The sequence below is a fragment of the Ruoffia sp. FAM 24228 genome (assembly GCF_045528575.1).
In the GTDB taxonomy this organism is placed as follows: Bacteria; Bacillota; Bacilli; order Lactobacillales; family Aerococcaceae; genus Ruoffia; species Ruoffia halotolerans.
On sequence record NZ_JBGQQZ010000018.1, the window covers coordinates 22,249 to 35,186 of the forward strand.

The 12,938-nt window shown below is 37.7% G+C and carries 10 protein-coding genes; 2 read left to right on the top strand and 8 right to left on the bottom strand.

The features are described 5' to 3' along the window. Positions 1-228: 228 nt before the first annotated feature. The 6 genes from ACEN33_RS04820 to ACEN33_RS04845 all read right to left on the bottom strand — a co-directional run bounded on the left by ACEN33_RS04820 (position 229) and on the right by ACEN33_RS04845 (position 6,425). A complete protein-coding gene (locus ACEN33_RS04820; protein ID WP_407089622.1) occupies positions 229-1,113 on the bottom strand; it encodes a methyltransferase domain-containing protein in 885 nt (294 codons plus the stop codon). Between the two features lie 97 nt (positions 1,114-1,210). Continuing rightward, positions 1,211-2,563, bottom strand: a complete 1,353-nt coding sequence (gene glmM, locus ACEN33_RS04825; RefSeq protein WP_407094662.1) for a phosphoglucosamine mutase — start codon at positions 2,561-2,563, stop codon at positions 1,211-1,213. A 27-nt stretch (positions 2,564-2,590) separates the two neighbouring features. Continuing rightward, positions 2,591-3,754: a YbbR-like domain-containing protein gene (locus tag ACEN33_RS04830; RefSeq protein ID WP_407089624.1), complete on the bottom strand. Its 1,164-nt coding sequence runs from the start codon at positions 3,752-3,754 to the stop codon at positions 2,591-2,593. Further along, positions 3,754-4,584: a diadenylate cyclase CdaA gene (gene cdaA / locus ACEN33_RS04835; RefSeq protein WP_338490249.1), complete on the bottom strand. Its 831-nt coding sequence runs from the start codon at positions 4,582-4,584 to the stop codon at positions 3,754-3,756. Before cdaA ends, ACEN33_RS04830 begins: the two co-directional genes overlap by 1 nt. A gap of 950 nt (positions 4,585-5,534) precedes the next feature. After that, on the bottom strand, positions 5,535-5,807 hold the full coding sequence (gene yidD / locus ACEN33_RS04840) for a membrane protein insertion efficiency factor YidD (RefSeq protein ID WP_138404757.1): 273 nt from the start codon (positions 5,805-5,807) through the stop codon (positions 5,535-5,537). A 15-nt stretch (positions 5,808-5,822) separates the two neighbouring features. Further along, on the bottom strand, positions 5,823-6,425 hold the full coding sequence (locus tag ACEN33_RS04845) for a TVP38/TMEM64 family protein (protein WP_407089626.1): 603 nt from the start codon (positions 6,423-6,425) through the stop codon (positions 5,823-5,825). Between the two features lie 113 nt (positions 6,426-6,538). On the opposite strand from ACEN33_RS04845, the gene ACEN33_RS04850 reads away from it, so the two are divergent. Beyond that, positions 6,539-7,615, top strand: a complete 1,077-nt coding sequence (locus ACEN33_RS04850; protein WP_407089627.1) for a M24 family metallopeptidase — start codon at positions 6,539-6,541, stop codon at positions 7,613-7,615. 47 nt (positions 7,616-7,662) lie between these two features. On the opposite strand, the gene ACEN33_RS04855 is transcribed toward ACEN33_RS04850, so the two are convergent. Both ACEN33_RS04855 and ACEN33_RS04860 read right to left on the bottom strand, forming a co-directional pair. Next, positions 7,663-9,159, bottom strand: coding sequence for an amidase (locus ACEN33_RS04855; RefSeq protein ID WP_407094663.1), 1,497 nt, complete (start codon positions 9,157-9,159; stop codon positions 7,663-7,665). 63 nt (positions 9,160-9,222) lie between these two features. Beyond that, positions 9,223-10,032: an aldo/keto reductase family protein gene (locus ACEN33_RS04860; protein ID WP_407094664.1), complete on the bottom strand. Its 810-nt coding sequence runs from the start codon at positions 10,030-10,032 to the stop codon at positions 9,223-9,225. A 229-nt stretch (positions 10,033-10,261) separates the two neighbouring features. On the opposite strand from ACEN33_RS04860, the gene ACEN33_RS04865 reads away from it, so the two are divergent. Continuing rightward, positions 10,262-12,938, top strand: a 2,677-nt coding sequence (locus ACEN33_RS04865) for a hypothetical protein (protein WP_407094665.1), incomplete at its 3' end; no start/stop codon positions are given.

The following is a 12,938-nucleotide window of genomic DNA, read 5'->3' on the forward strand; positions in this document are numbered from 1 at the left end:
AAAAAGTGATTTTAGTTTTTAGCACTTACTGATTGACATGTCTCTTCCTAAGTCAGAATCCCATAATGAAGCAAAATCTATCCTCTATTAGTATTTTATTAGCTAGGGTTGGAGCATATCTCACTCAATAAATGTCTCATCCTAATCACTACTGAATAGCGTATCATATTCTTGCAAAAATTTCCCCTTATAATGAACAAAATGTTGTCTAATTAGTGTTGGGGATAGTTAAATCTTACTATGTAATACGATTACATCCAAGGTAATGAAACCATCAAGCTTTGTCAGTAATGTTTGGTGTTCATCATCACTTAATTGCCAAGTCAATGGCGTCATAACGACTAAATCTTCCAACTGACTGTCCGTTAACTTTTGCGTCACCTTAATTTCTTTCATCTTGGCTTCTGGATAATGCGTTTTGAAGACCTCGATAACATCTTCATTAGAGTATGGGTGGATATTTCCAATTTCCATATCTATGAGAGCTTGTCTTATCTCTTGTAAATAACCTGAGTTAGGAATAATTTTGATGAGTTCCCCTTCCGGCTTTAAAATACGCTCAAATTCCGAGTAATTTGACGGTGAAAATATTGAAAAGACGATATCTATTTGATGATTAGCTACAGGTAACTCTGCCAAATCCGCAATCATCGATAACATATGCCCATTATAATCTGTGGCTGCTTGAATCGCACTTTTTGCTAAATCAATCCCTATCAAACTGTACTCATTCTCTTTAACTTGGCGACTCATCTGCCACAAGTGACTGCCTTCTCCACTTCCTGCATCAATGATTGAAATATCTTTTCCATGATGTTCACTCAGATACTCTCCAATGTATTCATGCAGAGGTCGATACATCTTTGTATTTAAAATAATTTCACGTCTTGAGTGAAACAAGGACGCATCATATTTTGTATTCGATGCTTTCTTTGCCATGAAAAAATAGCCTTGTTTCGCCATATCAAAACGGTGATCATTCTTGCACACCAAACTATGCGAGTCTAACTTTAAGGCTTCTTGGCAATGGATACAGCTTAAATTGACAGCTTGATGAGTGTTAAGCCAATGTACTGTTCGGTCTTTCTTATTTAATTCATTTAACTGCGTCATCACGACTTTGCCTCCCATTTTTTCTACTTTTTAGATGATTTGTCTTAAAACAAAAAAGTACTGAAGAAATGACTTCTTCAGTACTAAGTTTAATTGCTTACTCCATACCACGAATGTCGCGAATCACGTCTGCGATTTGATCTACGTAACGGTCAACACGCTCAGGTGTTGAAGCTTCCGCCATCACACGTAAGATTGGCTCCGTACCACTTGGACGTACTAAGATACGACCGTCGCCATCCATTTCTGCTTCAACTTTAGCGATGATTTCTTTCACTTCTGGCTCATCCATGACAGTGTGTTTGTCGTGAACACGAATATTCACTAATTTTTGTGGGAAGATGGTCACTTCACCCGCTAATTCTGATAATTTTTTACCAGTTTCACGCATAACAGCCATTAATTGAACGGCTGTTAATAACCCGTCACCCGTTGTATTGTAGTCTAACATCACAATGTGGCCTGATTGCTCTCCACCTAAAGTGTGGTTACCTTCTAGCATTGCTTCGACAACATATCGATCTCCAACTTTAGTTTTTAAAGCTGTCATGTTATTTTCTTCAACAGCTTTATGGAATCCAATGTTACTCATAACTGTTGATACAATTGTATCATTAGCTAAGCGTCCTTGAGATTGTAAATGTTTACCTAAGATAAACATAATCCTATCACCATCAACAATGGCACCTGTCTCATCAACTGCGATTAAACGGTCTCCGTCGCCATCTAAAGCAACTCCAAGGTCTGCACTTTTTTCTTTAACCATTTCTTGTAAAGCCTCAGGGTGAGTTGATCCGACTCCATTATTGATATTAATTCCGTCGGGACGGTCTCCCATTGTATAGAAATCAGTCTCTAAATCTGCGAATAATTGGTTTACTAATGGGGCTGTTGCACCATTGGCAGCATCCACACACACTTTCAAATCATTTAAATTCGCTGAGATGGTTGATTGTAAATATTGAATATATTTGATAGAACCTTCTGGGAAATCATCTGTCACTCCTAAGCCGTCTGCACTTGGGCGAGGTAGCTCATCAGCATCACTATCTAGTAATGCTTCGATTTCTGCTTCTTGATCATCAGATAGTTTAAATCCGTTACTTCCGAAGAATTTAATTCCATTGTCTTGTGCTGGATTGTGAGAAGCACTGATCATGACTCCGGCAGCTGCTCCTTGAGTTTTTGTTAAATAAGCCACTGCTGGTGTTGAGATGACACCTAAGCGCATAACTTCGATTCCGACAGATAATAATCCTGCTGTTAAAGCGTACTCTAATAATTCTCCAGAGATACGTGTATCGCGCGCAACTAGCACGCGTGGATGTTCAACGTCAGAGTGTTGAAGTAACACATACCCTCCATAACGACCTAATTTAAAAGCTAATTCAGGTGTTAATTCACTATTTGCTACACCTCTGACACCATCTGTTCCAAAATATTTACCCATTATTGATTAATCTCCTAACTTTTCCTATTAGTTATTTCCAGATTCGTCCTCGACATCTTGCGATTCTACAACGGCTGACTCATTACTTTCAGTCGTGTTTCCTTCATCTCCATTCTCAGATTCGGGTCCGTTACTTTCTTCATTTTCTTCATTTTCTTCATTTTCTTCATTTTCTTCATTTTCTTCGCTTGTCTCATTGGTTTCTTCAGAGCTTTGCTCCTCGTTCTCACTTGAAGCGATTGGTGTGATGCGTACTTCGATTTGGACATCGCCACCATTTATCACAGTCATACCTTCAGGCACTTGTAATTCACCCATGATGGTTGTTGATTCTGTTAAACCACTGACATCAGCAACTACGCCAACTGTGTCAACATTCGGTTGACTCCCTTGAATTACCAAGCTCTGAGGCGTAGTAATCGTATATTCATACGTATACATCGCTTGGTCTTCCCCAAAAGGGATGATATGCATACCTACTTCACTTTGAGGTTGTACTACTTCAACTTTTGCTTCGATTTCCGAGACATTTGAATTCACATCTAGTACTTCACCATTGGCATTCACGATTTGTAAAACATATGATCCACTGAAGCTTCTATTGGCTGGTTGTGGATTGGTAATCGTAATATAAACTCGGTCAATTTGTTGAATCGTTTCGACGTCACCAGTTAATTGTATTTCTTGAGGATTTAATGACACACTTTCCACATTAAAGCCGTCCTGAATGGCGTTCGGATCTATTTCATATTCAATTTCAGCCGTAATTTCTTCCAACTGTGATATTTTAACATATCTTCTCGATGGTGTAACTTGGTAATCGACAGTATCCGGTAAATCAGAAACGATAAACTGGATCTGTTGCGTTCCAGACGGGATATCTGTTAAATCTTCCGTTTGGACAGTAATTTCTTTTTCTAATACTTGGTTAATGACATTACGTGGTCCAGTTAATCGTACTTGAACTGATTCTGGTAAGCCACTAATGAACGTATTTTCTGGTATCTCTCCAACGGTCACCGGGACATTATCAATTGTTTCGGTTACGTTAATACTAGCAAACTGTTGGTTTGCTGCACTTTGAAAGACGAAAGCATTGTTCTCTGATGCGACAAAAATGTACAAGAAAATGGCAATAATCAGAGAAAAGAGTCTCACGGCCCATTTATTCTCAAATAGTCCTCTATTCATTATTTATCACCTCTTTGTAAACTGTCATTAAGAAAGTCACGAATGACTTGCAATATATCTTTCGAATCCTCTTCATCTACAAACAAGTATTCTTCAAGTATGTTTCTAAATTCATTTCGGTCAAGTGCGCGGTTCATCTTATCACCTTTTACTACACTAATATCTCCAGTTTCTTCTGATACGATGACTGTTACTGCATCAGAAACTTCACTTAAACCAATGGCAGCACGATGCCTCGTTCCTAACTCTTTTGGTATTAACGTACTGTCTGATAGTGGAAGATAACATGAAGCGGCTGCGATTTGATAATCTCTAATAATCACTGCTCCGTCATGTAAAGGTGTATTGGGGATGAATATGTTAATTAACAATTGATTTGTTATTTCTGCGTCAAGTGGTATCCCGGTTGAAATATAATCCCCCAAGCCATCTTGACCTTCAATTGAAATCAAGGCACCAATTTTCCTTTTAGACATATATTGGACTGATTTCTCGATATCATTTATTAACTTCTCACTTGGATTATTCTTACTCTTACGGTTCTTAAACAAGTCACGACCTAATATTTCAAGTGCGCGTCTCAGTTCCGGTTGGAATAGAATAATCATCGCAACAACACCCCAAGATAGTACCTGCCCTAATAGCCAATCCACTGTCTGAAGTCCTGCAAGTGAACTCGCACTTTTGGCAATAAGGAAGATTCCTACCCCTTTTAAAAGGTTCATCATCTGAGTTCCACGAGCATACATTAATAAGCGATAAATTAAATACCAGACTAATAAAATATCAAGTATTCGAATTATTGGCTGATTCGCCATAAACTGATCCATAAAATCTAACACCTTGTCACCTTCTTTCTAATCACTCTCTGATATTATAGCATATCAAACTTTCATACTTAATATTTTGAAGCAGAAAATTTAAAATGATTTTCTGAGATGGGGAAGTTGTGGTGTTTGGATTGGATTGGTGGGGGTAGTTGGGTTATCGGGACTCGTCATGCGGTGACATGGGAAATTAGACGGCTAACGGGGCACGTCTTACAATGACCCGTCCCGTTAGCCAATTTACCAGTATTAAAATTACTTTGTTTTAGAATTTTTAAACGGAAACTCAACATTCCCGAACACATATTCAAAAGAACTATTTTTATTTGCATAGGTTACGTACCTTCCGCTATACATTTCCCCTAAATACTTACTAAGTGTGCGTGCGATATACTTTTTACTCACTTGGTCATCAAGAAACACTTCACATTCACTCACAGTGAGCGGTTCTTTGTAACGAATCATTCCATATTCACATAAAGTACGAACGACCGATTTCTTTTTGGCTTCATGATGGCCACATTACTTACAGATAACTTTATACATTGTTTGCGTTATATCAAAACTGTGACATCTAGCACATTTTATACCTCGTTTCATTTGGTTGATATCTTTCATCGATTTAGGTATAGGTGGGTAAGGCTTTTCAATTTAAAATTCATTCAGAATTCGTTCTTTTAAAGCGATTGGCGAGATATTAGCTAACGGTAAATTTTGTTGATCACGGGCAATTCCTTTAATCCATCCATATTGACTTGAAACTGATCCATTTCTTTTTGAGTTAAACCTTCTTGGTAATAGCACTCTTCTTGTTGCTTAAGTTATAAATTTTTCTGTAACATCATTTTCTCCCTTTCTATAATTAGTTCCATATATAGATAGAAGAAAATAACTGTTTTCATTTTTTTATTTTAGAATAATTAAAAAACCTACGAGCATTTGTTGCTAGTAGGTTAATCTTCTGGATGTGGTGGGTCGCCGTATTTTCGAAAATACTGACGCTTCAATGTAAAGTGTTCCGGAACGTGATCAATGCCACCTTCTGCAAATGGGTGACAGCGACAAATTCGAGCCACGCCCATCGTCGTCCCCTTCACCGCGCCATGCTTTTCAACGGCTTCAATCATATAACTGGAACAAGTTGGGTAATAACGGCAACTTGATGGAAGTCCGGGTGAGATAAATTTTTGGTAAAATCTCACAGGTTTAATAATAATATTTTTAATGTTCTTCACCTTCTATTAACTAAAATAATCAAAAACAACTTGGATAAAATTCGATGTGAAATACGTATAAATAAAAACCGATACAGGTCGATAGGCAATGACCATCCCAATAAACTGTTTAAACCGCATATTGGACACCCCAGCAATCATACAAAAGATATCATCTGGGAAGATTGGCGCGAGAAAGCCAATCCGAAGTAGGCGTTTAAAACGATGGCCATGATTCATAATTCCCATATACTTTATATAATCATCGTCTGAAATAAAAGCCCGTATTACTGCGTGACCGAAACGCGCGCCAATCACAAAGTTAATCGACGAACCAATAATCATTCCCATAGTATTGAACAGAAATCCCCACAGATGCCCAAAAAGTAAATCCCCAATAACATTGGTCAGTCCTAAAGGAATAATCGGGTAAACTATTTGACTAATTTGAACTAAAATAAAGATAATCGGCGCCATAAAGCCTAATCTCCTCAATAAATCAGAAAAGCCGCCGTCTGGTTGGAAATATTCGGATTGGCTAATGTAGATTGAACCGACAATTGTAATAATAACACCAATGACTGTCGTGAAGCGAATGATGCGCCGCTTCGTTTCAATAGTTAGTTTCATACACGTACTCCTAAAATATTTTGGGGGTGAGTTGATTCTTTCATCTACTTAAAATGCATTGTATACTCTATAATATATTGTAACGCAATCAAATCTTTAAGTGGAGGGATTTTTTGGAAAAATTAAAACAACTTGTAAAAGGAATGAATAAACATGACATTAGTAACATGATTATTACAGATACATACAGTATTCGCTATTTAATCGGTTATTATACACAACCAGGTGAACGGTTATTAGCTTTCATCGCTACCGCAGCTGGTAAACATTATTTAGTGCTAAATAACTTATTCCCACGTGCTGATGAAAATGATGATTATTCAGTCATTTATTATCAAGATGGCGAAGCGATTATGGAACAAATTGCTGAAATCTTAACGGATGGTGTAACGAGTATCGATAAAGTATGGCCAAGTCACTTCTTACTTGAATTAATGGGTATCAAGAAAGACTTACAACCAACCAATGCTTCTTATATCTTAGACGATATCCGAGCAATTAAATCAGATGGAGAAATTGATATCATGCGTGAAGCTTCTCTGTTAAATGATCAAGTCATGGAAAAATTAATCGACTCTTTAACTACTGGTAAAACAGAAGCTGAATACGCTGAAGAATTAGCTCGGTACTATAAAGAATCCGGTCATTCGGGATTTTCATTTGAGCCTATTGTTGGTTACGGACCAAACGGTGCCGATCCTCATCACACAACCGACGATTCATTACCAAACGTTGGAGACCCAGTCGTTCTTGATATTGGCGGGATGTATAAAGGTTATGCTTCAGATATGACTCGAACAGTATTCTATGGTGAACCAAGTGAAGAAGCTATGGAAGTATATGATATAGTTCGCCAAGCAAATCTAGCGGGAATAGCTGCGGTTAAACCTGGTGTTCCGTTAAGTAGTATAGATTTAGCAGCACGTAAAGTGATTAACGATGCTGGTTACGGTGAATACTTTACACACCGTTTAGGACATTTCATCGGTCAAGAAGCGCATGAAGCTGGTGATGTATCACAATACAATGATGAATTAACTAAGGTAGGACAGGTATTCTCAATTGAACCTGGTGTTTATTTACCAGGTAAATTCGGTGTTCGAATTGAAGATTTAGTCGTTGTTACTGAAGATGGTTGTGAAGTTTTGAACCACGTGACAAAAGAACCTCTTATCGTCGAAGTAAATTAAACACAAAAAACTAGGACGGTCTGGAATGACCCGTCCTAGTTTTTTTATTATAAAGTATCTACAATTGAAGTATCTAAGTATCCAGCATCTTCTAATTGCTTAGACAGTTGAAGTAGTAAGTACTCTCCACCTTTTCGTGTTGAAAATTGAGCACCTAACGGTAACCCATTATCTAGTTTATGCACTGGTAAACTAATTGCAGGTTGACCGGTTAGATTCATTTGCTGAGTAAACGGTGTCCATGCTAAACTTTCTGCAAACATTTCCCAAACTAGATGTTGTTGCTGCTGAACAACAAACTGTTCAATATTCCTTAAGTCATTCAACAGTTTATCCCCCTTAGCAAAAGCTGTATGTAGAGGTGCTGGTCCGTTTGTTGCTGGCATTAACAGTAAATCATATTCCTTGAAGAAGGCTTCAGATACAGCGGTTATGTCATCCCAATAAGATAAAACTTCAGAATACTCTACTCCGCTAATATTTAAACCTAACTGATAAATTGCCCAACTCATTAATTCCATGTCATCTTGTGTCATTGGTCTGTTTAATACCTGTTCAAACCTTTTAAGCATCGAAGCAGTCTCAACACCATTTACATTATAGTACGTTTGCATTGCTTTAACACCATCGATTTCAGGCTCTGCTTCAACTAATGTATGTCCTAATGATTCTAATATACGAATTGTTTCTTGCATTAAACTTTGTGCTTCCTTTGTCATTGGTTCTCCGATTGGTGTATTCATTGAATATGCAATACGAAGTGGTTGCTCTAAATCTACTAGTAACTCATGTGGTATTCGCGGTAATATAAAAGGGGCTTCAAACTGTTCGGACTGCATCCATTTTAGTAATGTCCATGTATCTCGAACTGATTTAGTCAATGCAAAATTCACGGACGCCCCTTGCCAGCTTCGGTAATCGCTTGGTCCAACCGGTATGCGTCCACGACTTGTTTTTAAACCGATTAAACCACTAAAAGATGCAGGAATTCGAATAGAGCCTCCTCCATCACTCGCCGTGACGATGGGAACAATTCCTGCTTTCAATGCTGCCGCCCCTCCACCACTAGATCCTCCAGGGTTTCGTTTTAAATCTAAAGGTGAATTTACATGACCTGTCCACTCAGAATCACTGACATTCTTAAAACCAAATTCTGGAACATTCGTCCTACCTACAACAATAAAGCCAGCAGATTCAATACTCTTGGAAAAATTGTCCGTTTGTGTCGCTTCAAATTGTTCCATTAAACGGGCTCCGCTTGTTGATTTTTGTCCTGTTTGATATTGTCCTAAATCTTTTAATAGGATGGGGACACCGAAGAATGGGGGTAAATCTCCATAGCTTCCGGTGTCTAACTGTTCAAAGTAGTGATCAAATCGATTAGCTATACTCCGTGCAAATTCATATTGCTTGTGTACAACGGCATTCAATGTATCGTTCCACTCTTCAATATTTTGAATGGCTTTTTCCACTAATTCTGTCGCCGTTGTTTCACCATTTTTTATTAATTTTGCATAGTAAGTTGCATCTTCTTTAAATAACATCTCATCTCTCCTTAAGTATATATAAAAACACCACTTCCCTCTTTCAATAGAAGTGGCTTGCTGTTATAGGTTGTAAATTTCTTGCTTCTCTTCTTCAGTTAATTCAAAATCGAACACTTCTAAGTTTGATTTTTGACGATCAAAGTTGTGTGATTTTGGAATGACAATGACTTCGCGGTCAATTTGGAAATTCAAGACAACTTGTGACCAAGATTTTCCGTATTTTTCACCGATAGCATTTAGTCGTTCCCGATTAGCATCACTTACACCAGATAAAGGTGACCACGCTTCTGCAAATACCTCATGTTCGCGCCCAAATTCAATCACATCATGATTCCATTCTCCAGGATGAGATTTAATTTGGTTAACTGTCGGTTTAATCGTTGCATTATCTAATATTAATTGTAATTGATCTTTAGGGAAGTTCGATACTCCGATAGATTTTAAAATGCCAGCTTTCGCATGTTTCTCTAACACTTTCCAAGTCGCAACCATTTCTTCATCATTATCCCAAGGATGGTGAATTAAATATAAATCAATATAATCTGTTTGGAATGCCTCTAAAGAGTATTTCACAGCTTCATCAATTGTTGCTTCATCTTTCGTATACTCTGGTTTACCAGGTAATTTTGAAGTTATAAAAAATTCTTCACGAGGAACATCTGATTCTGTGATAGCTTTTCCAATTACTGCTTCATTGCGATAAGAAATAGCCGTATCGAAATGTCTGTATCCATTAGTAATTGCTGATTGTAATTCAGTTGTATCAAAATTAATGTCCGCTGAATAGTCATTATTTACTTTACCAAATGTGTTTGTACCGCTTCCGATAATTGGAATCTGCTTATTATTGTTTAATGTGATCCAGTTCATTTTACTTACACTCCTTTTAATAATATCTTTGACAAGTGTATCAGAATATCAGCTACCGTCCTACTGAAGTGCTTTCGAAGGATTTATCAAAACTTTCTTACTTTCTAATCTTTGAATATTTAATGATTTTTCATTGATTTATTGTAGTTTTATTGACTGATTTTTTACAAAGTTTTATATTTAATTGTATGAGTGTTATAATATAGTTATAAACAAGGAGGAGTTCTTTATGAAAAGTAATCGCTTACGTTATGCAATTTCTATGGCCCTCACAAGTCTTTTGGTCGCAACTCAAGTCACCCCCTTAGCCCTAGCTCAAACGGAAAGTGTTCCGCCTGAATCTGAGTCAGTTCAACAACAGCAAGAAGCAACTTATCCCGTTGGCGTTGAAGTCCGCAATATAGAAGGCACTCGTACTGAACAGGTTGGTATTAGTTTAACCGATGAAGAAGGTGATATTTATGATGGTGGTTACAATGAAAACTCTCAATGGTTAACAGGTAGTTCTTTACCAGAAGGTCAATATTATATTGAATTGACACCCCCTGAAGGAACAACGAGTCAAATTAATAACACGGCTCCACAATTTGCTGTAGCTACAGAGACACCAAATGTTTACTCAATCGATGTAAATGAAGAAAACCTAGGTGGCTTATCCGCTGTATACGGTGCATTCGAGCTCGTTAACGAAACGGTTAGTGAAACTTACCGCGTCGGAGCAGAAGTCCGTGGTTTAGATGGTACTCGTACAAGCGATGTTGGAATTACTGTATATGATGAAAATAGTACGGTATACGAAGGTGGATATAATGAATATGCACAATGGTTAACAACGAATGAATTACCTGAAGGGTTGTATTACATTGAATTGACAACTCCAGAAGGAACAATGAGTCAAATTAGTACAACTACAAATCAATCAGCTGTTCCAACAGAAACACCAAATCTTTATACAATTGAATTGAATGAAGAAACTTTAGGAAACTTAACTTCTGTATATGGCGCATTTGAATTAATTGAAACCGCTCCTGTTGAACAAACATTCCGATTAGGCGCTGAAGTGCGTGGATTAGACGGTACTAGAACCGATGAAGTAGGAATTACTGTTGCTGATGTTGATGGCGTTACATTTGAAGGTGAGTATAACGAGTACTTACAATGGTTAACCACTGAAGAATTACCTGCTGGTCAGTATTCAATCACTTTAGATACTCCAGAAGGTACTGTTTCAACTATTAATGAAACTACGAATCAATATGCAATTCCTGCTGATGAGACCAATGTTTATAATATCATTTTAAGCGAAGAGAACTTAGGCAATAACTCATCGATTTATGGGGCGTTTAATCTAGTTGAAGCTCCAGCTGAAACATACCAATTAGGTGTGGAAGTGCGTGGATTAGACGGTACTAGATCCGATGAAGCTGGAATTACTTTGACGGATGATGATGGTGTTGTATTTGAAGGTGAGTATAACGAGTACTTACAATGGTTAACGAGTGAAGAATTAACTGAAGGTACTTATACAATCACTTTAGACACGCCGGCAGGTACTGTCTCTGAAATTAATGATACGACAAACCAATATGCAGTCGCTACTGATGAAGATGACGTTTATACAATTGAATTAAACGAAGATAATTTAGGTAGTAGTTCTGCAGTATATGGTGCATTTAATCTAGTTGAAGCTCCAGCTGAAACATACCAATTAGGTGTGGAAGTGCGTGGATTAGACGGTACTAGATCCGATGAAGCTGGAATTACTGTGACGGATGCTGATGGTGTTGTATTTGAAGGTGAGTATAACGAGTACTTACAATGGTTAACGAGTGAAGAATTATCTGAAGGTAATTATACAATTACTTTAGACACGCCAGAAGGTACTGTCTCTGAAATTAATGACACGACAAACCAATATGCAGTCGCTACTGATGAAGATGACGTTTATACAATTGAATTAAACGACGAAAATCTTGGTAGTAGTTCTGCGGTATACGGTGCATTTAGACTTGTCGAAGCACCAGTTCCAAACCCTGATACATTTACTTTAGGTGTGGAAGTGCGTGGATTAAACGATCAACGGACTGACGAAGTCGGAGTGACTGTAACAAATAATGATGGTGACGAGTTTACTGGGTCGTATAATGAATACTTACAGTGGTTAACAGATGATGAATTGCCTGAAGGTACTTATATAATCAGTTTAGACACACCAGTAGGTACAGTCTCTGAAATCAATGATACGACAGATCAATATGCAGTCGCTACTGATGAAGACGATGTTTATACAATTGAATTAAACGACGAAAATCTAGGTAGTAGCTCAGCAATATACGGTGCATTTAGACTTGTCGAAGCACCAGTTCCAAACCCTGATACATTTACTTTAGGTGTGGAAGTTCGTGGATTAGACGATCGTCGTACTGATGAAGTGGAAGTAACTGTAACAAATAATGATGGTGACGAGTTTACTGGTTCATATAATGAATACTTACAATGGTTAACAGACGAAGAGTTGCCTGAAGGTACTTATATAATCACTTTAGACACACCAGCAGGTACAGTCTCTGAAATCAATGATACGACAGATCAATATGCAGTCGCTACTGATGAAGATGACGTTTATACAATTGAATTAAACGACGAAAATCTAGGTAGTAGTTCTGCAATATACGGTGCATTTAGACTTGTCGAAGCACCAGTTCCAAACCCTGATACATTTACTTTAGGTGTGGAAGTGCGTGGATTAGACGATCGTCGTACTGATGAAGTGGGAGTTACTGTAACAAATAATGATGGTGACGAGTTTACTGGTTCATATAATGAATACTTACAATGGTTAACAGACGAAGAGTTGCCTGAAGGTACTTATATAATCACTTTAGACACACCAGCAGGTACAGTCT

Bases quoted from the DNA above. Each gene is read 5' to 3' on its own strand.
- ACEN33_RS04820 (WP_407089622.1), bottom strand. From the start codon at position 1,113: ATGACGCAGTTAAATGAATTAAATAAGAAAGACCGAACAGTACATTGG.
- glmM (WP_407094662.1), bottom strand. From the start codon at position 2,563: ATGGGTAAATATTTTGGAACAGATGGTGTCAGAGGTGTAGCAAATAGT.
- ACEN33_RS04830 (WP_407089624.1), bottom strand. From the start codon at position 3,754: ATGAATAGAGGACTATTTGAGAATAAATGGGCCGTGAGACTCTTTTCT.
- cdaA (WP_338490249.1), bottom strand. From the start codon at position 4,584: ATGGATCAGTTTATGGCGAATCAGCCAATAATTCGAATACTTGATATT.
- ACEN33_RS04845 (WP_407089626.1), bottom strand. From the start codon at position 6,425: ATGAAACTAACTATTGAAACGAAGCGGCGCATCATTCGCTTCACGACA.
- ACEN33_RS04855 (WP_407094663.1), bottom strand. From the start codon at position 9,159: ATGTTATTTAAAGAAGATGCAACTTACTATGCAAAATTAATAAAAAAT.
- ACEN33_RS04860 (WP_407094664.1), bottom strand. From the start codon at position 10,032: ATGAACTGGATCACATTAAACAATAATAAGCAGATTCCAATTATCGGA.